Annotated in this window: 18 protein-coding genes; 9 read left to right on the top strand and 9 right to left on the bottom strand. The window is 52.0% G+C overall.

Annotated features, from left to right (window positions below):
* Nucleotides 1-30: 30 nt before the first annotated feature.
* On the bottom strand, nucleotides 31-909 hold the full coding sequence (locus ACXYMU_RS02260) for a GNAT family N-acetyltransferase (RefSeq protein WP_458984717.1): 879 nt from the start codon (nucleotides 907-909) through the stop codon (nucleotides 31-33).
* 142 nt (nucleotides 910-1051) lie between these two features.
* Between ACXYMU_RS02260 and ACXYMU_RS02255 the strand changes: the two genes are divergently transcribed.
* The 4 genes from ACXYMU_RS02255 (at nucleotide 1052) to ACXYMU_RS02240 (ending at nucleotide 5614) form a co-directional block, all read left to right on the top strand.
* Nucleotides 1052-2209 carry a zinc-dependent alcohol dehydrogenase gene (locus ACXYMU_RS02255; RefSeq protein WP_458984716.1) on the top strand — a complete coding sequence of 386 codons (1158 nt, stop codon included), beginning with the start codon at nucleotides 1052-1054 and terminating at the stop codon, nucleotides 2207-2209.
* A gap of 98 nt (nucleotides 2210-2307) precedes the next feature.
* Nucleotides 2308-3243, top strand: a complete 936-nt coding sequence (locus ACXYMU_RS02250; RefSeq protein WP_458984715.1) for a glycosyltransferase family 2 protein — start codon at nucleotides 2308-2310, stop codon at nucleotides 3241-3243.
* Between the two features lie 28 nt (nucleotides 3244-3271).
* Nucleotides 3272-4525 (top strand): glycosyltransferase, encoded by a 1254-nt coding sequence (locus tag ACXYMU_RS02245; protein WP_458984714.1) that lies wholly within the window; start codon nucleotides 3272-3274, stop codon nucleotides 4523-4525.
* 87 nt (nucleotides 4526-4612) lie between these two features.
* Entirely contained in the window at nucleotides 4613-5614 is a 1002-nt protein-coding gene (locus tag ACXYMU_RS02240; RefSeq protein WP_458984713.1) for a GNAT family N-acetyltransferase, read from the top strand.
* Between the two features lie 5 nt (nucleotides 5615-5619).
* On the opposite strand, the gene ACXYMU_RS02235 is transcribed toward ACXYMU_RS02240, so the two are convergent.
* Nucleotides 5620-7029, bottom strand: coding sequence for a lipopolysaccharide biosynthesis protein (locus ACXYMU_RS02235; RefSeq protein WP_458984712.1), 1410 nt, complete (start codon nucleotides 7027-7029; stop codon nucleotides 5620-5622).
* 331 nt (nucleotides 7030-7360) lie between these two features.
* Between ACXYMU_RS02235 and ricT the strand changes: the two genes are divergently transcribed.
* From ricT to ACXYMU_RS02220, 3 genes are all read left to right on the top strand, one after another.
* Complete coding sequence (gene ricT / locus ACXYMU_RS02230) at nucleotides 7361-8767, top strand: regulatory iron-sulfur-containing complex subunit RicT (protein WP_458984711.1); 1407 nt, start codon at nucleotides 7361-7363, stop codon at nucleotides 8765-8767.
* Nucleotides 8760-9239: a gliding motility lipoprotein GldH gene (locus ACXYMU_RS02225; RefSeq protein WP_458984710.1), complete on the top strand. Its 480-nt coding sequence runs from the start codon at nucleotides 8760-8762 to the stop codon at nucleotides 9237-9239. The genes ricT and ACXYMU_RS02225 overlap by 8 nt, the downstream gene beginning before the upstream one ends.
* A gap of 205 nt (nucleotides 9240-9444) precedes the next feature.
* Nucleotides 9445-10521: an endonuclease/exonuclease/phosphatase family protein gene (locus ACXYMU_RS02220; RefSeq protein WP_458984709.1), complete on the top strand. Its 1077-nt coding sequence runs from the start codon at nucleotides 9445-9447 to the stop codon at nucleotides 10519-10521.
* 80 nt (nucleotides 10522-10601) lie between these two features.
* Here ACXYMU_RS02220 and ACXYMU_RS02215 read toward each other — a convergent pair whose 3' ends face one another.
* Nucleotides 10602-10793, bottom strand: a complete 192-nt coding sequence (locus ACXYMU_RS02215; protein ID WP_115565521.1) for a cold-shock protein — start codon at nucleotides 10791-10793, stop codon at nucleotides 10602-10604.
* 419 nt (nucleotides 10794-11212) lie between these two features.
* Here ACXYMU_RS02215 and ACXYMU_RS02210 point away from each other — a divergent pair, with 419 nt between their 5' ends.
* The gene (locus ACXYMU_RS02210; protein ID WP_458984708.1) at nucleotides 11213-13015 is read left to right on the top strand and encodes a hypothetical protein; all 1803 of its coding nucleotides are present in this window, start codon (nucleotides 11213-11215) and stop codon (nucleotides 13013-13015) included.
* Between the two features lie 108 nt (nucleotides 13016-13123).
* On the opposite strand, the gene ACXYMU_RS02205 is transcribed toward ACXYMU_RS02210, so the two are convergent.
* The 3 genes from ACXYMU_RS02205 to ACXYMU_RS02195 all read right to left on the bottom strand — a co-directional run bounded on the left by ACXYMU_RS02205 (nucleotide 13124) and on the right by ACXYMU_RS02195 (nucleotide 18913).
* Complete coding sequence (locus ACXYMU_RS02205) at nucleotides 13124-13993, bottom strand: SDR family oxidoreductase (protein WP_458984707.1); 870 nt, start codon at nucleotides 13991-13993, stop codon at nucleotides 13124-13126.
* A gap of 85 nt (nucleotides 13994-14078) precedes the next feature.
* On the bottom strand, nucleotides 14079-14936 hold the full coding sequence (locus ACXYMU_RS02200) for a hypothetical protein (RefSeq protein ID WP_458984706.1): 858 nt from the start codon (nucleotides 14934-14936) through the stop codon (nucleotides 14079-14081).
* Between the two features lie 38 nt (nucleotides 14937-14974).
* A complete protein-coding gene (locus ACXYMU_RS02195; protein WP_458984705.1) occupies nucleotides 14975-18913 on the bottom strand; it encodes an AAA domain-containing protein in 3939 nt (1312 codons plus the stop codon).
* A 286-nt stretch (nucleotides 18914-19199) separates the two neighbouring features.
* Here ACXYMU_RS02195 and ACXYMU_RS02190 point away from each other — a divergent pair, with 286 nt between their 5' ends.
* Complete coding sequence (locus tag ACXYMU_RS02190; RefSeq protein ID WP_458984704.1) at nucleotides 19200-19946, top strand: hypothetical protein; 747 nt, start codon at nucleotides 19200-19202, stop codon at nucleotides 19944-19946.
* Nucleotides 19947-20034: 88 nt separating this feature from the next.
* Here ACXYMU_RS02190 and ACXYMU_RS02185 read toward each other — a convergent pair whose 3' ends face one another.
* Genes ACXYMU_RS02185 through ACXYMU_RS02175 form a run of 3 tightly spaced genes read right to left on the bottom strand, consistent with a single transcriptional unit; the run spans nucleotide 20035 to nucleotide 22806 of the window.
* Nucleotides 20035-20979, bottom strand: coding sequence for a ComEA family DNA-binding protein (locus tag ACXYMU_RS02185; protein WP_458984703.1), 945 nt, complete (start codon nucleotides 20977-20979; stop codon nucleotides 20035-20037).
* A gap of 7 nt (nucleotides 20980-20986) precedes the next feature.
* Entirely contained in the window at nucleotides 20987-21148 is a 162-nt protein-coding gene (locus ACXYMU_RS02180; protein WP_458984702.1) for a hypothetical protein, read from the bottom strand.
* Nucleotides 21149-21153: 5 nt separating this feature from the next.
* Nucleotides 21154-22806: a sodium-dependent transporter gene (locus tag ACXYMU_RS02175; RefSeq protein ID WP_458984701.1), complete on the bottom strand. Its 1653-nt coding sequence runs from the start codon at nucleotides 22804-22806 to the stop codon at nucleotides 21154-21156.
* Nucleotides 22807-22818 lie beyond the last annotated feature (12 nt).

Here is a 22818-nt window from a genome sequence, read left to right as displayed (position 1 = left end):
GGTATAAAATAGCATCTACAGATGCCGTAATCAGGCAAGTGGCAACAGCATTTCGTATTGCCGCAGGACAAAGCCGAAGTGCCGCCGCTCCAGGTATGTTATCATGGAGGTTGCGCTAATGTCTACGTTCACAAACACCAAGGCCGGTGCTGCCGTTAACTGCGTGGCCTCCCGCAGCAAAGCCGTACCAATGCCCCGTTGCCGGAAGGGTTTGTCTACTGCAAACTGCGCGACAGAGCCTGTGTTGGGGAAGAAGGCAATATACCCCACTACTTCTCCAATATTGTTCGCGGCTTCCAGAATGATTTTCTTGTCCGGGCTTTTGCGTACTGCCTCTGCGGTATTTTGCCACGTTGGGGCGGCCTCCCAAAAGCACTTATAGGTTTGCCAGTCGGGTTTGGCTGTGGCTCTGATGGTTATATCGTCTGGTGCTTCCACCTCCAATAACAATTCGGATTTCAAGGCCCTGAAAAAATCCACCGACCGCGTGACACCAAAGCCCGTGCTCTTGTAGGCACGTATAGCTGGCGAGTTTTCCCGGATCGCTTCCAGCAGGCACTGCTCTATTCCGGCTTCCCTTAGCTTAGGAAACAGGAATTTGTAAAGCTGCTGGGTTAGGTTATACCCTCTGTATTCTGGCAGCACGCCGGTTCCCGCATTGTATGCAGTAGGCAAGCCGCCCCACTCACCGAGGCCCGTTATGATAAAGCCCACCATTTTGTTGTCCACAAACGCAGCCGCACAGAAGGACGCGGTAATTCCTTCGCGTTTCGCCTTCACCTGAAACTGTGCCCAGTCCAGCTTAATGGGCATGAGGTAATCTGAAAAAGCCTCCAAGAAGGTTTCATGCAAAAGAGGCAAGTCCTTTTCAGTGAGAAAGGCAAAGCGGAAGTCGGGCATTTTGAGCATAACAAGTTGGTCGTAATCCGTTTACAGATGAGTTCAAAAAAATTGGCTGCGTGATGTGGCACAACTCGAGTTACCACTCAAGCGTTTATAGGACCTACTATATGGCCATATCGGCTGGCAACTTAAACCACACAATTATACTATGAAAGCAGCAGTATTTCACAAAATGAAAGATATTCGGGTTGATAACGTTGAAGATCCGCGGATACTCGACCCACGCGACGCAATTATTCGGGTTACCTCTACCGCTATTTGCGGTTCTGACCTCCATATCTATAACGGAATGATTCCGCAGGCGCACAACATGGTGATGGGTCATGAATTTATGGGCGTGGTAGAAGAGATAGGTGCGCAGGTGAAAAACATCAAAAAGGGCGACCGCGTGATTGTGCCCTTCCCTATTTCCTGCGGCAGTTGTTTTTTCTGCCAGCACGGCCATTACCCGCATTGCGAGAATTCTAACCCCGACAATTACGGTCCGGAAGGCGGGCTGCTAACTGAAAAAGGCGCTGCCCTATACGGATACACAGACTTGTACGGTGGCTACGCCGGTGGCCAGGCTGAATATGTGCGCGTTCCGTTTGCCGACGTAGGCCCTGTTAAAATATCAGACCAGTTTACAGACGAGCAGGTGCTTTTCCTGACCGACATTTTCCCTACCGGTTACTCCGCCGTGCATTGGGGCGAAGTGAAAGGCGGCGAAACGGTGGCCGTGTTTGGTTGCGGCCCGGTGGGCCTGATGGCGCAAAAGGTTGCCTGGATTAAAGGGGCGAAACGCGTGATCGGCATCGACCTGGAGGAATACCGACTGGACATGGCCAGGCGCTCAGCCAAGTCAGAGACAATCAACCTCAAGCACGTTGACCCGATCGAGGCCATTCGGGACATGACCGGTGGCCGCGGTGCCGATGTGTGCATTGATGCCGTAGGTATGGAGGCCGACAAGTCGCTGCTGGACCGGGCCAAGTCTGTTATTCACATGGAAAAGGGCACCATCAACGCGCTCAAAATGTGCTTTAGCGCTGTGCGTAGAGGCGGTATCGTTTCTATCGTTGGGGTATACGGTTCGCCTTACGACAACTTCCCGCTTTACCAGATCTTCGACAAAGGCCTCACCTTGAAGATGGGGCAGGCGCCCGTTCAGCTTTTCGTAGACGAGCTTTACAGCTGGGTAGACCAGGGCAAGATTGTGCTGGATGACATCATCACGCATACCCTGCCACTCGACCAAGCCGCCTACGCCTACGATATCTTCAACAGTAAACAGGACAACTGCGTGAAGGTGGTGCTGAAGCCATAGAGAGGATATATTAAGTCAATGCAAAGCAGCGGGCCATAGTGTGTCCGCTGTTTTGCATTAAATTCTTTATCTTCCGTGCTATACCGATCTTGTAGACCATGGTAGATGTTTCTGTCCTTATCCTGAATTTCAACACATTCGACCTTACATGCGCCTGTATTCAGTCTGTATACAACCATACCAAACAGGTTACTTTTGAAATTATTTTAGTAGATAATGGCTCAACAGAGTGCCACCCTAATCTCTTTAAGGAGAAGTTCTCAGATATTATCCTAGTTGAAAGTGACACTAATCTAGGCTTTGCCAAAGGAAATAATCTCGGCCTTCGGTATGCTACTGGTATGATGGTGCTTCTTTTGAACAGTGATACCGAGCTTTTAAATGACAGCATTTCTATCGGGTTCCAGCGCCTGGCAAAATCGAAAGGAATAGGTGCACTTACAGGCAAAGTAATAACTCCAGCAGGCGAAGTGCAGCATGTGGCACAGCGTTTTCCTTCAATTTCCCTCTTACTGCTCCAGGTGCTACGCCTTTTCCATTTTATGCCTTCCCCTAAAAGAGCAGAAGCTTTTCTGGGAGAATACTTCTCATATGACAGAGAGATTTACGCCGATTGGATTTGGGCTACCTTTTTCCTTATCCGAAGAGAGGCCATCAGCACTTTCCGGGGTGGAAAATTCCCCGAAGACTTTTTTATGTATGAGGAAGATAAACTTTGGGGATATTATCTCAGAAAAAAAGGGTATGACTTGTTGTTTACGCCGCTTCCTCTCATCCTGCACCACGTATCGGGTAGCAGTAAAGAATCTTCAGATATCGTAACCGCTCATACTCCTATACTTCGCAATGAATTCCTGGTGATTGCTATGACGAAGGGAAAATGGTATGCTAAAGCTTATTTTGCGCTTAAAACGGTACACTATCTCACCTCCAGATACACATTCGCTAAACCTCTTTCAAAGCTGTATCTTAGCATTGCACTGTCACCCCCTAGAACAGTAAATGCTATTAAATTAAACATTAAGCACCATTAAGCAACATTAAGCAGCTTTTCAAACATACATGGCCTTGAAAATTGCATACTGTGTCAGCCACTTTCCTTATCAGTCTGAAACATACCTACTTACACAGCTTAAGGAGCTTTTAGATGCGGGGCACAATGTAACCATCTTTTCAACAGGGCGGTTTGAATCTTACCCGAAGCATGCCATCCTGGACCAATACCAGTTGTTGGATCGAACTATTTACCGACCGGTTATACCTAAAAGCCGCCTAAAACGTGTGGTGAGGGCTGCGAAATTCTTATTGGAAAACCTGAGACAAGCAAAGTACCTGATTCGCACTTTAAATATTAGGCGCTATGGACGGTATGCGTTGAGTCTGCAATTTTTCTACGATGCTATTCCTTACCTCAAAATAAAAGAATTCGACATTGTACACTGTCAGTTTGGTCCAAATGGAATCAAGGCGCTTAACTTTCGTGAAATAGGATTACTTTCAGGTGAGCTAATCACCTCCTTCCATGGGTTTGATATCAATGACAAAGACTTCTTGTCCTGGCCAACGCACTACTCCAGAAAAGGCTTATACATAGAGCTTAATCAAGCATGTCAGATTTTTACAGTCAGCTCCGATTTTTCTAAGAAGACAGCTATGGGGTTAGGTATTCCTGAGTCGAAAATTGAGGTACTGCCTGTTGGTCTGGACACTGGCAAATTCAAACGGAACAAACCATATCCTGCTACAAACCCCTCTAAGCCTTTCATTTTAACGGTAGCCCGTTTAGTTCCTTTCAAAGGGATAGAGTATGGAATTAAAGCGGTCGCCGCGCTCGTTAAAGATTTCCCTGACTTAGTTTATCACGTTGTTGGTGAGGGCGACAAACGAGTGGAGCTAGAGCAGTTGGTTGATTCTTTGCAGTTGCAGCATCATGTAGTCTTGCGTGGTGCTGCTACGCAGGAAGAGGTCATCCGCTGTTACCAAATGGCTGATGTCTTTATCCTGACAGGCTATGAGGCGATGGATGGCGAAGTGGAAACGCAAGGCCTTGTACTGCAGGAGGCACAAAGTATGGAAATACCGGTTATTACGACCGATGCCGGCGGCACGCCAGAAGGGGTCAGGGATGGCGAAACGGGTTATATCATACCCCAACGAGATTTGACGGCTTTAACAGACAAGCTTTCTTACCTGCTGGCAAGGCCGGATGAGCGCTTGAGGCTCGGAAAGGCAGGCAGGGCCTACGTTGTCGAACACTTCGATGCTCGGGTACAGCACCGCAGGTTGATGAAATTATATGAGCGCCTGCTTTCCTGAAATTCCTCTGATGCCAGCGATAACTACTAAAAAGCATTTAGTGAAAACTTAAACTATCTTGCGCCTTAGAAAAGCGACTTACTCTTCATGATCCGTTACCTCCGCCACAACCAGATTGACAAGCAAAAGTGGGATGATTGCGTGGCAGCATCTGAGGCGGGCGTGCTGTGTGTATTGTCGTGGTACCTGGATATTGTGTCGCCGGAGTGGCATGCACTGGTGGAGGAACAAGCAGATCAATACATTACCATTATGCCATTGACAGGTACCCGCAAGATGGGCTTTCGCCGGTTGGGTTCGCCCCACTTTTGCCAGCAGTTAGGTATAATTTCAACCAGACCAGTTGCAGATGCCCAAGTGGTGCAGCAGTTTCTAAACGAGGCCATCCAACGCTTCCGCTTCGTCCATAACTACAAATTCATCACCGAAAACACGCCTGCACTCGCACAACTTGCGGGCCAGTTCCAGTTACAGCAGCGGCACACTCGGTACTTGTCATTAAACAAGCCTTATACTGATCTATACCAAGACTATAACCGCGACAGAAAGATGAACCTGAAGCGGGCCCAAAAGGCAGGTTTAACAATGGAGGAAAGCGCGGATATCGAACCGATGCTCGAGTTCTTTAGAGCCCATGTGGCGCATAAAGTGGTGGGCGGTGTAGCGGAGCCTACTTACCAGATGCTGCGCGATTTGTTTACTCAAATGCAAAAAAGGGGCTATGGCAAGTTGTTCTATACCTCCATTAATGGAAAACTAAACGCGGGTTGCCTGTTTGCCCATTACAACGGCAAAATCAGCTACACCTTCAACGCGGCTGATGAAACAGGCAGAGTGACTAACGGCAGGACGCTGATGTTAGATGCGGTCATCAGGCGGCATGCGAACTCAGCCCATATATTTGACTTCGAAAGCCCTTCCATCGAGCAAATCGATCAGTTTTATGCCAGCTTCGGGGCAATGCAGGTACAGTATTTTGCCTTGCATCATAACAATTTGCCTTTGCCTATCCGGTTTATCCGCGACCTGCGCATGCAGGCTTACCGTGCGCTGCACCTGACAAAGGGCGTTGCCGAAGACGGGGGGTAACCCCGCTACCTTTTCCTTTCTACAAAAAAGTACACCAGACCAATCCCCAAACCTACCCCGGTAAGTGCCGCTTTTTGTACCAGCGTGGTACCTGCCAAGGTATAAACCCCAAGCAAGGCGAAAACCGTTAGCAGCAGCCAAAACCAAGGGAAGTAGTTGATTTGCTGTAGCTGCCGGTACTCTTTTAGCATATATCCGGCGTACCCCATAAACATGAGCGCGGCAAATGTGGTAAAGGCGGCCGCCTCTATCCCGTATACCGGCACAAGGATCAAGTTCAGTAGTACGTTGCCCACACCCGCCACTGTGGAAATTTTCCAGAGGACCGAGGTCTTTTCGCGGTACACCAGTTGGTTGATCGCGGCCAGGTACATCGGTTTGTAGTTATACCCCATCAGGATGACAATGGCGAGCGGGTAGGCTTCCTGCAGCGTTTCATTCTTGATCAAAAGCTCAAAGATTTCCTTCATCCATAGCCCGAGCACGGAGGTGCCGAGTAGAAAAAGCACTTGGAGGGAGAACGTGAGTTTACGGGCCTGAAGTTTGTCTGATATTGCCGCCTCCTTGCCATACAGCTGCATATACACCGGCATTGCGGCTTGCACCACAGCATGCGAGGCCGCGGAAAAATAAAGCCCGAAACTGGAGGCGACGTTGTATGAGCCGATACGGGCGACGGGCACCCGCAGCACATCCAGTACTAACCTATCTGAAGTATCCAGCAGGAAAAATGAGAAGCTGTGCGGAAGCAACGGTAAAGACACTCGCAAAGAACTCCTGATACGCTCCCAATTAATCCTGAAAATAGGCCACATCCTTTCGCGCACATACATCAGGTAGCCTAAGAACAGCACGCTAAAGACACTCCCGAGAAAGTTGGCGTAGAACCAGCCCATATACCCAAGCTTCAGATAGGCGATGGTATAGATGTTAAGGCCGACCACCAAACCGCCCATCAGAAAAGAATGCAACGCAATGGGGAAAGGCCGCTGCTGCATCTGATAGTAATGCCCGCCAAACAAACCGATGCTATTGAAAAAAATGGTTGAGGTGACGTTCAGCACTATTAGCTCCCACAGGTTACCAGCAGCCTCAGCGGGTATGACCCAGTATAGCACGGTACCCAACAGCAGCCCATACCCTACCGACCAAAGCAACAGGAACCCGTGCAGTTGGCGCCATATCCATTTATACCGTGTGGGGTATTTGGCATAGCTGTTCACCATCACCACCGATAGCCCCAGCGACTGCAGTATTCCCAACGCACTCATATAGGCTGTGATCACTCCTGCCACGCCGTAATCGGTGGTGGTGAGGAAGGGAGTGATGATGGGCAAGGCCAACACTCCCGCGAGCCGGGGCACTTGGGCTGCCAGCCCATAAATGGCTGCGTGCGAGAGAAGTTTCTGAAGCATCGCCCAAAATTAACTTTTATATCCTAGCTCCGGCTTACCTGCCGCATTTTTTAGCGCGAGGCTGCCGTTAATCCGTATAGGGCTAGGGGCTGGCGCAGCCGTTGACGGTAGTAGCAGAGATGTGCCGCATAAAGCCTGAAAAATTATTATATTTGTTAATTAACAGTTTTTGAAAACAAGAATAGCCTAGCTATATAAGGAGATATAAAAAGTGGGATGTAGTTCATGTTCTAGTGGCGGATGTGGCACCAGCGTTGGTGGCTGCAAAAGTAACGGCGGGTGCAGCACAGGAGGTTGCAACCGTTTAAATGTATACGACTGGCTCAGCGACATGGAGTTACCAACGTCGTTTGAGGAGTTTGACATAATAGAAATCAGGTTTAAAGGAGGCCGCAAAGACTTCTTCCGAAACGTTAACAGGCTGGACCTGACCACAGGCGATCCTGTGGTCGTGGACGTGCCGAACGGCCACCACATCGGCTTTGTGTCGTTGAAGGGGGAGCTGGTGCGCCTGCAGATGCTGAAGAAGAAGGTAGACAACAACGAGGAGATCCGCAGCATCTACCGCATCGCCAATGAGCGCGACATGGAGAAATTCCAGGAGGTGCGCGATTTGGAGGCAGGCACGATGTACCGCAGCCGCGAGATCATACAGCAGCTGCGCTTGCGCATGAAGCTGTCGGATGTGGAGTACCAGGCCGACAAAAGCAAAGCGACTTTCTTCTACTCTGCCGATGACCGCGTGGATTTCCGTGACCTGATCAAAAAGTTGGCCGAGGAATTCAAGGTCCGCATCGAGATGCGCCAGATCAGCCTGCGCCATGAGGCTGGCCGCCTGGGCGGTATCGGCTCTTGTGGCCGGGAACTCTGCTGCTCTACCTGGCTCACCGATTTTAAAAGCGTTTCTACGACGGCGGCGCGTTACCAAAACCTCTCGCTTAACCCAAGCAAGCTCTCTGGCCAGTGTGGCCGCCTGAAGTGCTGCCTCAACTATGAGTTGGAGACCTATATGACAGCGCTGAAGGATATACCGACCGTTAACCGGCCGCTGCAAACAAAGCTTGGCGATGCCATTCTGCAAAAGACGGATATCTTTAAGCGCATGATGTGGTTTGGCTACAAAGGCGACAACAACTGGTACCCAGTGCCTGTGGAGCGCGTGCAGGAGATTCTGGAGATGAACGCGAAAGGCGAACCAGTTGAGGCACTGCTACTGGAGGTTCCGGATGAGCCGAAGCAGAATGAGTTTGTAGCGCAGGTAGAGGGCAACCTCGAGCGCCTCGACGACAAATTCAAGAACAAGAAGAAGAAAAAGAAGAAGAAGAAAAGACCTGCTGGTGAGGCGGCACAGCCAGAGCAAGCAACAGCCGCTTCCGCGAAAGAGCCTAAGAAAGGCCCACGACGCGAGGAGGCGAAAACCGGTGAGGCAGTCACAGGAGACAGACCGCCGCGTCCGCCGCGCAACCGCAACCGCCAAAAGGATGGCAGGCCGCCACGCGACAGCAGCGAAAACCGGGAGCCAAGGGAAGCCAGGGAGCCAAGGGAAAACCGCGACGGCAGAGACAGGCGCCCACCCAGGGCTCCAAAACCGGAGGCACAGGCAGACGGCGCCGGCACTGCTACGCCAGCAAGCCAGCCTAATGCCGAAGGAAAGCAGCCAAACAAGAAGTCCCGGTCCCGAAAGCCTTCCAGAGGCCGAAGACCTGATCAGCCAAAACCGCCGCGTACAGATGCTTAGAGGTATAGTGATATGGGCAACAGCCTTGTTGCTGCTCGCCGGTTGCGACCCGAACCGGGTGTATGAACAGAACGTGGAGCTGCCCGAGGGCAACTGGCATATTGATAACGCCCCGGTTTTTGAGTTTACGATTCAGGACACTACTACTGCGTACAACGTCGCGTTTAACGTGCGGTACAACCTGCAATATGAGTACTATAACCTCTACCTGCGGCACCAGCTGATGGGGCCGGACAGTACGCAACTGTCGGCGGCGCAGCATGAGTTGCTGCTGATGGACGCTAAAACGGGCAAACCCTTGGGCAGTGGCTCCAGTGATACGTATGACTTGCAGAAAGTTGTGCTGAAGGATGTCCGCTTCCCGAAAGTGGGCACCTACCGTCTGAAGCTCACCCAGTACATGCGCCGCGATCCGCTGCCGCAGATGCTGGCCGTTGGCGTACGGGTAGAGAAATCAGCTGCGGCAGAGTAGATTCAGCTGAACGATTCAATAGCCCTTCGCTGTGGCAGGCAGTTTGAAAGCTGCCTGCCACAGCGAAGGGCTATTTTTATGAATGTCGCCTCCCTGCCCTGTGTTTACTATGCAAAGCACTTACAGCGCGATAGTGTAGAGGGCATACAACAAAACGCGTTTTGCTCTAGTATGCATAATACACTCTCAAATCTTTTTCGACGGAATGCAGATTACGCTAATCATACTAGGTTTTATCTTCACCCTCTTCTCTTTTCTTCCCCTCATCAAATCCCCTTTATGGTGGATCAGGGTGCTGGATTTTCCGCGCCTGCATGTAGCGGTGTTGCTGTCTGGCATTACGGCGCTCTACCTTATTTTTTACGGTATAGCAAGCACAGCTGAAATAGCGATGCTCGCGCTTTGGGTGCTGGCCGTGCTGAATGAGTTGCGTTACATTTATCACTTCACGCCATTGGCCAAGAAAGAGGCCCTGCGCACCGAAGAGCAGAAGCCCAGCAATGCTTTCACGCTTATGATTGCCAACGTACGTATGGTCAACACCAAATACGACAAGTTTCTGGACCTGGTGCTGAAAGAAGACCCTGACATGCTGGTGATGAATGAACCCAACAGTGCCTGGCACGACCATGTAAAGCAGGAACTGGACAAGCGCTATCCTTATTCCATTAAAAAGCCGCTGGAGAACACATATGGAATGCTGTTCTGGAGCAGGCTGAAACTGCATGACACCGAAATACGCTTCCTGGTGGAAGATGGTATTCCGTCTTTTTACATGGTTGTGGAGTTGCCGAGCGGCAAGAAGTTCGACTTGTTTACGGTGCACCCGCAGCCGCCACGCCTGCTACAAAACACCGAAACCCGGGAAGCAGAATTGCTGCTGGTGGCCAAGCAAGCGAAAGAAACAAAATACCCCAGCGTGGTTGCCGGTGACTTGAACGATGTGGCCTGGTCTAAAACAACAAAGCTTTTCAAGGAGATCAGCTGTATGATCGACCCGCGGGTGGGGCGTGGATTCTATAACACGTATAGTGCACTTGTGCCGCTTTTCCGCTACCCCCTCGACCATGTTTTCTATGATCCGGAGTTCAGGCTTGTAGGCCTGAGACGCCTGCAGAAATTTGGGTCTGATCATTTCCCCATCTCCATCACGCTCAATTATGAGCCCCGGCATGAAGCGGAACAAGAGCATCCGATAGCAGACAAGGAAGACCGCCAGGAAGCCAACGAGCTGATTCAGGAAGGTTTGGAGAAAGGCGAGGAGAAAAACGGAAACAAATAGGCCATAAAAAACCCGCTCAGTAAACTGAGCGGGTCAAAAAATAAATGAATGGTTGCCTTGCGGCACTATATATCTTTAACTTAGATACGCTCTACGTTAATTGCATTCAATCCTTTTTTGCCATCTTTCACTTCGAAAGATACACGGTCATTCTCACGGATCTCGTGGATCAGACCAGACTGATGCACAAAGATGTCTTGGTTAGTGTCATCGGCAACTATGAAACCGAAACCCTTAGAAACGTTGAAGAACTTTACTTTACCTGTTTTCATTATAACAAATTAATTAATAATATGGCAAAGGTAAGTATAACTTCTGATATAATCGCCTGTTTAGAGAAATAATTAACGGAAACGGGTTCAACCACTTAAGCGGTTCTGAGCCACACTTCCCCACGCCCAGAAGTACAAAACCAGGGTACCGCATCTTGATTTTCAATCGCTTTTTCCCCTGCTCCTACTGCTTTGAACCGACAGCCAGACAACTCCTTTAGAGTGGCTCTGTGAAATAACCATGTGCTGTGGGGTTCGTATAGTTAAAACATTCAGTCACACTAAAAAAGAGGGTAATTACCTCAAATTTACGCGTCGCTGAAACAGTTTAACAAGCCACATCGGCGGCCCCTGTGGTTCATTTTTGCGGGGCTTGCAACAAACTTAATTCTAACTAATAATCTTAAGGAGATTAAACTATGAAAGACACAGAGAAAAATCAGGATTCGAATGACATGAATAGCTCGATGGGCTCATCGGGCAGCTACTCTAGTTCATCTAGCTCGCCAAGCACCTCTTCTTCTGGCACCACATCCTCGGGTAGCAGCAACAGTGGGTTTGGCTCGAACAAAAACTCCGGCTCAAATCCATTATCCGGCTCAAATGCATTATCCGGCTCTACCGGCTCTTCGTCAACTTCCGCGAACAAAGACAGCAGCGGCAAGACAACTGCTTCAGGCAGCAAGTCTTCTACTACCAAGGCAAAATCGAGTTCCTCCTCTAAAAAAGAAGGCAAGACCACTGATAGCAAGAGTGCCAAATCAACAGGCTCTGCTGGCTCCAGCAGCAGTCAAAAATCCGACAGCAACAAATCCGACTCTAACCGCAGACAAGACCAGCTTTCAGAGTATGGCAACTATGGCTCTATGAGCGACAGCTCTGACCAGACATCCCAGACCAGCACTGGCCAGGGAAGCTATGGTAATCAAAACTACGGCAGCAATCAGGACCGCAGCAGCCAAGGCAGTGGGTATGGCTCACAGGGTGGCTATGGGTATGGCTCTCAGAACAGCAACTACGGCGGGCAAAGCGGCTACGGTTATCAGGGCGATTATGGCTCGCAGGGCAACTATAGCAACCAGGGAAGTTACGGCAGCTCAAACCAGGGTAACTACGGAAACCAAAACGATTACGGCAGCCAGGGCGGCTACAACTACGGTAACCAAGGCGGCATGGAAGGAAACCGCATGCGTGCACAAGACTCGAACGATATGTATGGCAATCGTGGAGGCGCCCAGGGCGGATACCAAGACCGCGAAGGCGACATGCAGGGTGGCTACGGCGTGATGAATGACCAGGGCGGTATGGGCCGCTACAACCAGCAGAGTGGTTCCGGTAACCAGGGCTCACGCGGCAATTTTGACTCTGCCTCGCAGAATTATGGCATGCAGGGCGGATACGGTAGCCAAGGCGGCTATCAGCAGAACTACGGGCAGGGCGATTATGGCCAGCGCGGCGGCAACTACCAAAGCAACCGCGACCAGGATTATTACGGCAGCTCCAGCAACAGAGGTCAGCAAAGCTCTAATAGAGGCTCGCAGGACAACTACGGCGACAGAGACCGTCACGGTTCTATGGGCTACGGCTCATCAAGAGGAATGAGCGAATACGACAATGACAACCAGGGATCGTCCAGAGGGTATGATTCGCAGCGTTCCATGCAAGGGGGTTACAGCAGCCAGGGCGGATACGGCGGCTCCAGAGGAGGATCTTATAACGATGAATACGGCAGTGGCCGTTCTTCTGGCAGATCCGGCTCTCAAGGAAGCGACTATGGCCAGGGCATGAGCGGCGGCTATGGTTCCGGTTCTGGTTCCAATAGCGGCTATGGATCAAACAGAAGCGGTGGCTATGGCTCTTCATCTGACAGAAACAGAGGTGGCTACGGCGACAGCGACTCCAACCGAGGCATGAGCGGAGGATATGGCTATGGCTCAGGGGGCCGCAACCAGGACAGTGATTTCTCTGGTCGTCGTGGCCAAAGCGGTTACAGTTCCGGAGGCTACGAGCAAGGCGGCCGCGGAGGCGATCAGAGCCGTTATGGCTCTATGGACAGCGGCACCTCGTACTACAGCGACAACCGTGGCTCTACTTCCCGCGAGAATTACCGTGGCTATGGCCAGGGAAGCGGTTCCGGGGCGTCTGGATCAGGTGACCAGCACCGTTTCGAGTCGCGCCGCAGCGACCGTTACCGCGACATAGACAACGATAGAGACAGATAAGCAGCTCTAGATGGCTTATAAACGAGAAGGCCATTCCTACTGCAGGAGTGGCCTTCTTGCTTTAATCTGGAATGTGGGGCTATATGATAACCTTGCACTGACGACTGGTTAAACAAAGCACTTTTTATAGTCTGTGGCAAACTGCCGGAATGTGTGGGGAGTTCGGCCGGTCAGTTGCTGCACCGCATCGGTAGTTTTTTCCAGCATGTTTTCTTTATAGGCCCGTTGCAGTTCCAGCATAGCGTCTACCATCCAAAGGGGCATGTGCTGCAACATTGCGCTCCGGGCATCATCCTCGGGTATATCCACAAAGTCCACGGGCTTTCCGGTTACTTCGCTTAGTATACTCGCCACCTCTTTCCCAGATAAGGCCTCCGGGCCTGTCAGCTCATAGGCCTTTCCTTCGTGTCCGGTGCTCGTGAGTATCGCTACAGCTACAGCGGCAATGTCCCGCACGTCAATGTGGCTTACCCTACCGTTGCCCGTCGGATGATAAAATTTGCCATCCTTCTTGATGCTCTCAGCATCGTAGTTGGCAAAATTCTGCATGAAGGACGTAGGGCGCAGGAAGGTATAAGCAATACCGCTCGCTTCGATGTACTGCTCCACCTCGCGGTGCCAACGCCCAATTTGCAAGCCCGGTGTTGCATCAGCCCCTATCACCGACAGTTTCACGATGTGCTTTACGCCAGCCTGCTTTGCTTCGTCCACCAAGGTCTTGGCCATCGTCACCTGATCCTCCGAAAAAGGAGTGACCATAAACACTTTATCGGCATGGGTGAAGGCGGGGCGCAGCGAGTGCTGGTTGTTGAAATCCATTTCCACTACTTCCAGGTTGGGCAGGCGTTTCAGGTTCTCGCCTTTAATGATGGAGTGTACCCCGGCTCTCACCCGCACATCGTCTAGCATCGAAAGCTGTATGGCCACCTCTTTTCCTACTGTGCCTGTAGCACCTGTCACTAATATCGTTGTATGCATCTGTCTGTCTTCCTTTGTTCCTTCTTTCTACGGCTCTCTACCTGTTCAGTTCTTGCCATAGCCAGATGGGCATTGGCGGCAGGCATTATTTCTTTTGCAGCGTGACAAGGAACATTTTGCCATTCTCGTTGGTGAGCAGCAAGGAAGTGGGCGAAAGGTAGGTCAGGGCTTCGGCCTGACCCGTTCTGCCAAGCGGCAGGCAAGTGCGCTTGCCTCGGAAGTTCACGCTTCCCGCCTCCATCCCGAAAAGGTATAAGCGGCCATACCCTAACAAGGCAAACTGACTGCGGTCAGGTGCGACGGCTGCAGCTGTTACAGGCGATTGAAGCACCAGTTCTGCCTGAGGCTCCAGGGTATAATCCCCGGCATTGGCCGGCACGCTGTAGTAGCGCGTCAGGTTGCGGCGAAGCGAACGGCTTTTGGTGAAAAAGTGCAGGCTGTCATCCTGGTAAAACATCCCCTCCAAATCATACTGCAATTGCTCTTTCTCGGGCGGGAAAGCGGTTTGGTCGGCATAGCGAAAACGAATGATGTCCAGGACGGTGTGTGTTTCGGGATGCACTTTATAGACGCGCAGGTTTTTCCGGTTGTTAAGGTTGTTGCCTACATCGCCGATGTATAAGTTACCGTCCGCATCTTCTGTCAGGTCTTCCCAATCGTGGTTTGGCACTTGGAGTGGCATTTCCTGCAGCAGTTCTCCTTTTAAGCTGATGCGATACAGGGCATTGGCAGTCCCCCCGTCGCCATGCGTCCAGAGCGTGGAGTCTTTCGCCATAGCCAGCCCGGAGCTTTCCTTGATTCGATCATCCAGCTGGCCGATACGCTGTACCTTTACTTTGTAGTCTTTCCGGAGGCTGCTAACATCGCTTATGCGCCGATCGGCTCCACAGCCACAGACCAGTGCTTGCAGGTACACATACACAGTAAAGAGCTTGAAAAGCATGGCTAACAGAATAAGTCAATTAAAAGCAACAGGTATCATCATAGGGCTTTGAGTCTGCGCAATACCTCTTCGCGGTCGGCCCAGAACTGGCGGCTGTATACCTTAGTAAAAGGCCAGTGGCGCTGTTGTAGCAGTTGCGGTACATCCGCATGCGAGTGCCGCACAGACACATGGCTATAGTACAGGTCATCGTCGGTTAGCACCACACTGGTATAGCGCCTTCCTTGCACCCGCGTCAGGTCGGCAAACGGCACTTTCTGTTGCAGTGTTTCGACCTGTTGCTGCAGGCGTTCCTTTAGCATCGGTACCTGCGTGGCTAAGGGGGCTTGCCGGGGCTTATACGTGAAATAACGGCGACTCACTTGCTGCGCATACAACAGGTATGCCTGCAGTAGTTTCGGGCCCTGGTGCAGGGTATGTGCCACCTGCAGTTGCTCTGCCCGGATGCTGCTTACCACCTGCACCTGCCGCCGGGCACGCGTAATGGCCACATTCAAGCGATTAGCGCCACCTGCCTGGTTCAGACTACCGAACTGCATCGCGAGCTTGCCCTGGGCATCCGGCGCATACCCCACCGACAGAATGATGACGTCTTTCTCATCACCCTGTATGTTCTCGATGTTCTTTACCAGTAGGGAAGCCGGCAAAGTAAGGCCTTGCGCGTTCGCGCGGTCTTCCAGCAGGTCTTGCACTAGCATTTGCTGCGCATAGTTAAAGGTGATGACGCCTACTTCCTCCTGCCCTGCCTGCAACCATTGCATCACCAGGTCCACCACTTTTTCGGCTTCAGGCAGGTTCGTGTTATGTTGCCAGATGCCGTGCACTTTCACAAACTGTATGGCCGGGGTGCGGGTATTCAAGTCCTCCCGCTCCGGAATCAGCTCCAGCCTATGGCGATAAAAGTGTTTGTTCGAGAACTCAATCAGTTCGGGGTAGCGGCTGCGGTAGTGCTGCGTTAGCATCGTCTGGGGCAGATACAACCCGCACAGCTGCAGCAGCGACTCTGCCGACAATTCCTCCACCTCCTCTTCATCTGCCGGGTTCCATCGGGCACGGTACAGGTCTGAGGGTTTCAGCTGCTGCTCATCGCCGGCCACCACTACTTGTCGGGCACGCTGCATGGCAGGCAAGCCCGCCTCGGCAAAGCACTGCGAAGCTTCATCAAAGATCACCAAATCAAAGCAGGCCGTTAGGGGAAGCACCGCCGACACCGTTTCAGGGGAAGCCAGCCAGCAAGGCATCAGGTCCAGAATCTCGTCGGAGAACAGTGAGAACAGTTTTCGGAGGGGGTATAAACTGCGCTTTTTGCTGACTTGGGCCTGTAACCTACGGTAGGTAACAGCATTGCCCAGGCGGTTGTGCTCCAGGTTGCGGTAAGTTTGCTCCCGCAATTTAGATAACACGATCTCCTGGCTTAACTGCTGTTTTTCCATTACCAAGTTCTGCAGTTCCTGCTCTAGTCGCTCGAGCTCTCCGTTGGAGGGCATGCGCAACTCCGGATGCTGTCCTTCCAGCTCATGCAGCCAGGCCAGGTATAAACTATTCAGAAACAGCTTTTCCACTTCATCTGCAGTGCCGTCGCACTTGGTTAGCAGCAGCTCAACAACCTCGCGTTCCGGTTTGGTGAGCATGGCGTATACCGTGTCGTGGGCAACCAGCACCTCGAAGTGCGTTTGCAATTCGGATAGCAACTGTGCAGCATGATCTTTCCGGGCTACAACGGCCTTCACCTGGGCCACGGTCAGCCATTCCAGCCAACCGTTATACTGCAACGTGGTGGCCTGTATGCTTTGGCTGAGCGATTTCAGGTGCGTGTCAAGGGTAACGTTCAGGAGCAGCCTCTCAGCCAACACCTTTTCGCGGTTGAGCTGGCGCAGCAATTTGTGCGCCTCCAGCGCCTGCTCCGCTGCCTGCAGCATTTGCAGCACCACCTCCTTTTCATCCGCCACTTGCAGCGAGGTGCCAACCCCTTTGTTAAACAAATGCAATTGTTCCTGTGCCTGCTGCCGAATTGCCAACCGCTGCTGCAACTGCGCCACATGCTCTTCGTTCAGTTCCAGGCGGTAATTGGCCAATGCCTGCGTCAATAGCTTCCTTTCTTCCGAAAAGAGCCAGCTCAGGCTTTTCAGCCAGTCGGTGCGTTGCTCCCCGTAGGCGGCAATGGCTTTTTTGAGGGTTGGTATTTGCGCAACCGGGATGGCCGCATCGGGCGCAGGGCTGTTGCCATAAAGCCGTTGCAGCCTGGTGGTTTGCTTTTTGAGTTCCTCCGGGTTAACCTGCCCGTGCAGCAGCGCCTCTACGATGGGCAGCACACTTGGCAACGACAAAAGCTTTTGCAGTGCCGCCAGATTATGGAGCGCCACTTTATAGGCTGAGAGGTTATCCAGCGTGAAGGTATAGCCACTCAGCGCCGTGAGTTCCTGCTGCAGTTCGGCGTATTGCGTGGGCAAGGCCTTGATCACCTCTTCCAGCTTTTGCCGCTGTGGCCAGCCGAAATCTTTCATGTTGTGGCGCTCCTTCCAGGCGAAGTCCTCCTGCTGAAAAGGCACTGCCTCCTGCAAGTAGTGCCGCAGGCGTGGCAGGAAATCCAAGACCGTAGCAGCCTTAAAATGTTTGAAATAAGCCGTGAGCGGCACATGCGGTTCCTGCAGGCTGCTGCGCAGGTATAACTCTTTGGCAGACCACCCGCAGTGCGAATCATTGAACAGCGCTTGCTTAAACGACTCCAGCTTCAGGATGCAGCGGTTTATACCCCGGCTAATCTCCAGGAACTGGCGGTCGGTATAAATACTGTTCAGCGCCAGGTTCTGCTTCCTGTATTCGTCCAAGGCCTCTATCTGGGCAAGTAGCTGGGCATAGATCCCGCTGCGGTCAGCGTTGATGTCGTGTACCAAACCGGCAAAGGCACTAAGGCCTTTCTGCGCTAAGCGCTGCTGCACCACATCCAGTGCGGCGCGCTTCTGGCTGACCACCAGCACCTTTTTGCCACGCGCGGTGAAATCAGAAACCAGATTACAGATGAGCTGTGATTTGCCTGTACCCGGTGGGCCTTGCACCACCATCGAGCGGCCCTGCTTTACAGCCTGTAGCGCGGCCTCCTGCGAGGCATCCATCTCAAAAACCGTGAATGTCTGCTGGGCCTGGTTACTGGCCGGTGTGTTCTGGGCAACTGCGGGTGCAAAAAGGTCTTCCATTTCCTGCAACTTATCGCGGGCCAGCAGTTCATCATAGTCCGAGAGCAAGTACGATGCTGCCTGCGGATACACGCCCAGTACGGCTTCCTGCTCCAGGTATAACTGCCCGGGTTTCTGCTCTCCCTCGTAAGCTGCTTTTTTGTGATCCCGGAAAGGTGTGAGCTTGTCTGCAAAGAACTCCCTGCCTACCTGTATCTTCAGCTGATTTTCTTTCAGGAGTTCGTACACTTGTGTCCGGAACTCCAACGGGTGCCTGGGCAAGGTGCTCAGGTCAAGTTCGGTGAGGGCTTCGGCCAAGGGCGTGCCCATGTAGTGCGCATAGGCCAGCAGGAAGCTTTGGTTGAATTGTGGGGGCTGGGAGGCATCGGGCACTAGTTCCCATTCCTGCGCGGCATTGATTTGCAACTGCACCGGGAAGAACAGCAGGGGGCAGCGCACCGCTGTGCCGTCTGAGAACTTTCCGTGCACAAAAGGCCAGCCAATGTATAGTTCCCGGCTACCGCGCTCTTCATAGACCATCTCAGCCTTGCGCCGGATATAGCGCAGCTGCTTGCTTACGGGGGTTATAGCCGCATACCCACTGTCGGCATAGGGGCTGATGGGAACGCGTTTTCTCGCGGCAAGCATTTGCTCGATCACAGAAAAGGCCGGTAGCCCGTTCAGGAAGTCCAGCCTCTCCATGTCCAGGTGCATTTCCTTTGACAAGCGGAGCAACAGCAGCGCTCTGTTGCTACTGCTCAGGTTCAGGAGCCGCCGACGGTATGTTTTAAGGATGTTTTTCATTTGCCGCTGCCCCGTTAACGGAGATAGGGTATAGATAGTCTGTAATAAAGTCGCAATTTAAGCGGATTTGCTCTTATTGAAAGCCGATGGATGGGTAATCCCTTTTCTGTGCAGCCTACCGAAGGTTATAACATAAGACGAAGCAGGCGCTCCGCTGTTTTGTAACCCAAACATTTAGTGCAAATAATAACCACAATTACCCTTGTGATCGTACAAATAAATACACCCTTTGCTCTAGAGTATACCTGCAACAGCCAGCCTGTATTGCAAAAAGCCATTCTTGACAATGGAATTGATCAGAAGATATTTGCCATTTTACATTTATCATCCCCTTTTAAAAGCGACTGATGTGTATGCCCCGGTTGACAAGGCCGCGATTTTCAGCACGTTTCTGTACACGTTCTCTTTCGCGCACATCTTCATGGGCATTGTGTTCTCGTTTCTTCACCCTGAACTGTACTATGCCTACACAGCCGAAGACAGTTACATCGAATATTTTACTGCTTTCACGCTGCTGGCCACATCACTTGTCTGCCTGTGCAAAGCCTCCTTTACAGGCATCAGCCCATCCAGGGTGTTTTACTATGCGGCGGCAGCGCTGTTTTTCCTGGGCTTTGGCGAGGAGATTTCGTGGGGCCAGCGAATTTTCGGTTTCGAAACGCCTGCCCAGTTAGAGCAAATAAACGCACAGAAGGAAACCAATTTGCATAACATTCACCTCGGCGGCATTAACCTCAACAAGCTAATCTTCGGCAAGGTGCTTTATACCGGTGTTTTCCTCTACTTCCTGGGCGTGCCCCTGCTGTACCGGTACAAGCGGCGATTCAGGGTTCTGGTGGAGCGCGTAAATTTCCCTGTGCCGACTACCGCCCAAAGTCTGGTGTACTTTCTAGCATTTTTCAGTATTCTGCTCATCCAGGAAGGCGAAAAATGGGAGCTGCAGGAATTTGCCTTGGCAAGCTTCACCTTCTTCTCATTTTTGCTTCCGCGCAACAAGCAGGAGAAAAAAATCAACCACGTTCCGGAATCCTGATCGGCAAATGCCGCATGGCCCGAGAGGTACTCCCATGCCCTTCGGCGTGTACTGTATATTTCATCTGTATCGCCTTGCTAAGGGGGCATTAGAGAGCCAGGTATGGGCGGAGCTTTTCGAACAGCTCTGCTGTAATCAGCTTTACTTTCCGGATGTCATCCACGGTCTGGAATTTGCCGTGCTGCTCGCGGTAGGCCACCAGCGCTCTTGCCACGTTAGAGGAAATATAGGGGTGTGCTTTAAGCTCGTCGGCTGTGGCTGTGTTCAAGTATAACTGCTTGGGTGTGTAGGTATCGGGCACGAAGGTATACTTCTGCAAACTGTCTACTACCTCGGGCTGCAGCCCGAACACCTCCTGCAACTGCTCTAACCGGTTAAAGCCGCCCAGGCCATCGCGGTACTTCACAATGCGGGCGGAGAGCTTGGATCCAATCCCTCTGATCTGCTTTAGTTGCGTGGTGTCGGCAGCGTTGATGTTGAAAGGCGCCAGGATAAACTTTTCCCGTGGCCTCCTGCTGTTGTCGAATTCCGGTGCCGGGCGGCTGCGACCCGCAGCCCACTGGTTCATGCGGTCTTTGGTGGGCCGGGTCTCCGGTAGCTCAATGTAAGGGTATAGCCGCTGAAACACTGAGTCCGGCATGTTGTAAATCCTGCCCAGTTCTGCCTTGTAACTCAAATCACCGACTTTGCTGCGATAGTTCAGGATGCGCTGCGCCAGGTATTTCGGTAAGCCAAAGGCCTGCCACTCCTCCAGCGTCAGTTTGTTGGGGTTAAAAGGGCGCAGGGCCACCGCAGGAACAGTATACCGGCTTTTGCGCTTCGCTGGCTGCACGGCTTCTAAACCTGCTACCAGACTGTCCAGGGTTTGCCTGTCCGAAGGGTTTATACCTGTGGAAGGAGATGTTCGGAAGGCCTTAAACAGAAATGGTGCTGCCGTAAGCAGCACCATGATTCCTATCAGCAACAGGAAACCGTTTACCTCGCTTAGCGAAAAGCTAAAGTAGTTCCGAATCCAGTGCCTGATCTTTTTCATTTATCTCTCAATGGTTGGGTACCTGCCGCTCCGGCTCATCGTCGTTATCCAAGTACGAGTCTGGCTCTGGTTTCGGAGGGGTACTAATCACCCGATAGAAAAAATAAATCATTAAAAAGCTTACCAAGGTGATGGTCGAAAGCATCACGACAAATGCAGATGTATTCATATCTTCTAAATTCTTCCTTCTCTAACTCTCTTTTTATACGCGATATACACCAGCAGCGCCAAACTCAGGAATACGGCCAATAGCAGGATGCGCGAAGCATTCACGAAGAACAGCTGGTCCTGTATCCCCTGTATAACCGAAGGATCGGTGGCAGCGGCCAGCTTCTCCTTTAGTTCGCTGTTCATGATCTTCTTGATGATGGAGCTGTTGTCCAGTTCCCAGGTGCCGCTGATGGCAGCGCCCCAGTCACCGCCCTTCGGCGTGAACAGGGAACCCAGGAACACCCACAGCAAGAGCAGCGGCGTGATGAACTTGATGATATACTTGTAAATGCCCGGCACTTTTATGTCGGCACCCGAGGTGATCTCATCCCAACCCTTGCGCATACCAAATACCCACGCAAACAAAATAGACTCGAACAAAGCGAATACTACCAGCGATACCGTTCCGGCCCAATAGTCATACTCGTCGAACACGCCATACTTAAAGAACAGCACCGTAGGCATACCCAGCAGGAACACGAACAAACCAAACGACCAGGCCGCCGACTTGCGCTCCCAGTTAAACTCATCCTGCAGGAAGCCGATCCAGGGCGTACCCATCGCTAAAGATGACGTGATACCGGCAAAGAACAACAGCCCGAACCACATGACACCGGAGATAGTACCCAACACATCGCCCCACTGGTAGAACAGGTATGGCAACGATCGGAAGGCAAGGCCAAGCCCGCCGCTCTGCACCAGTTCCGTCACCCGGTCGATGCCCAGGTAACCGATGGAGATCGGAATCAGGATAGCACCACCCAGCACCACTTCCACAAACTCGTTCATCCAGCCCGCAGACATCGCGTTCAGGGCGACATCGTCTTTGGAGCGCACATACGAGGCGTAGCAATGCACCGTGCCCATACCCACCGAAAGGGTGAAGAAGATCTGGCCGGCAGCTGCCAGCCATACCGTAGGCGACCACAGTTGGTCGAAGTTAGGCGTCCAGAGGAAGTTGAGGCCGACAGAGCTGTCGTTGATGGCACCGTCTACGCCCGCGGAGATCGTTACGCCTTTAAAGGCCAGGAACAAACCGAAGATAATCAGGAGCGGCATACCGATTTTAGCCACGCGCTCCACGCCAGAGGCCAGGCCCTGCGACAGGATCCAGGTGTTGAGCAGTAAGCAGATGATATAGAATACAACCGGCTCGTAAGGGATGCCCAGTGTGGAAATGCCCAGGCTGGTATACTCACTGAAGAAGGCCGAAACCGCATCCTGGTCCATGCCGCTAAACGTGCCGATAACGGAGTGGAACACATAGGAAAGCGTCCAGGACTCGATGTAGCAATAGTAAGAGGCAACGGCAATGTTAGTCCAGATGCCGAATACGCCAATGTATTTCCAGAGGCGGTTCTTGCCCATGGTATCCACAATAAACGGGGTGGAGTGGTGCCCGAACTTGCCCCCGAAGCGGCCCATCGACCACTCGATCCAGAGCAGGGGGATACCCATCACCAGAAAACAAACCAGGTATGGTATGATAAAAGCCCCTCCTCCGTTCTGCACCGCCTGTACAGGAAAGCGGAGGAAGTTGCCGAGCCCCACTGCGTTGCCGGCCATCGCTAAAATCAGGCCGACGCGTGAACCCCACGATTCTTTGTTAGCACTCATAAATTAAATAGT

The sequence above is a fragment of the Pontibacter sp. CAU 1760 genome (assembly GCF_054482735.1).
The sequence above is the reverse complement of the archived record's forward strand: the minus strand, read 5'-3'. Positions and strand labels throughout refer to the sequence as shown.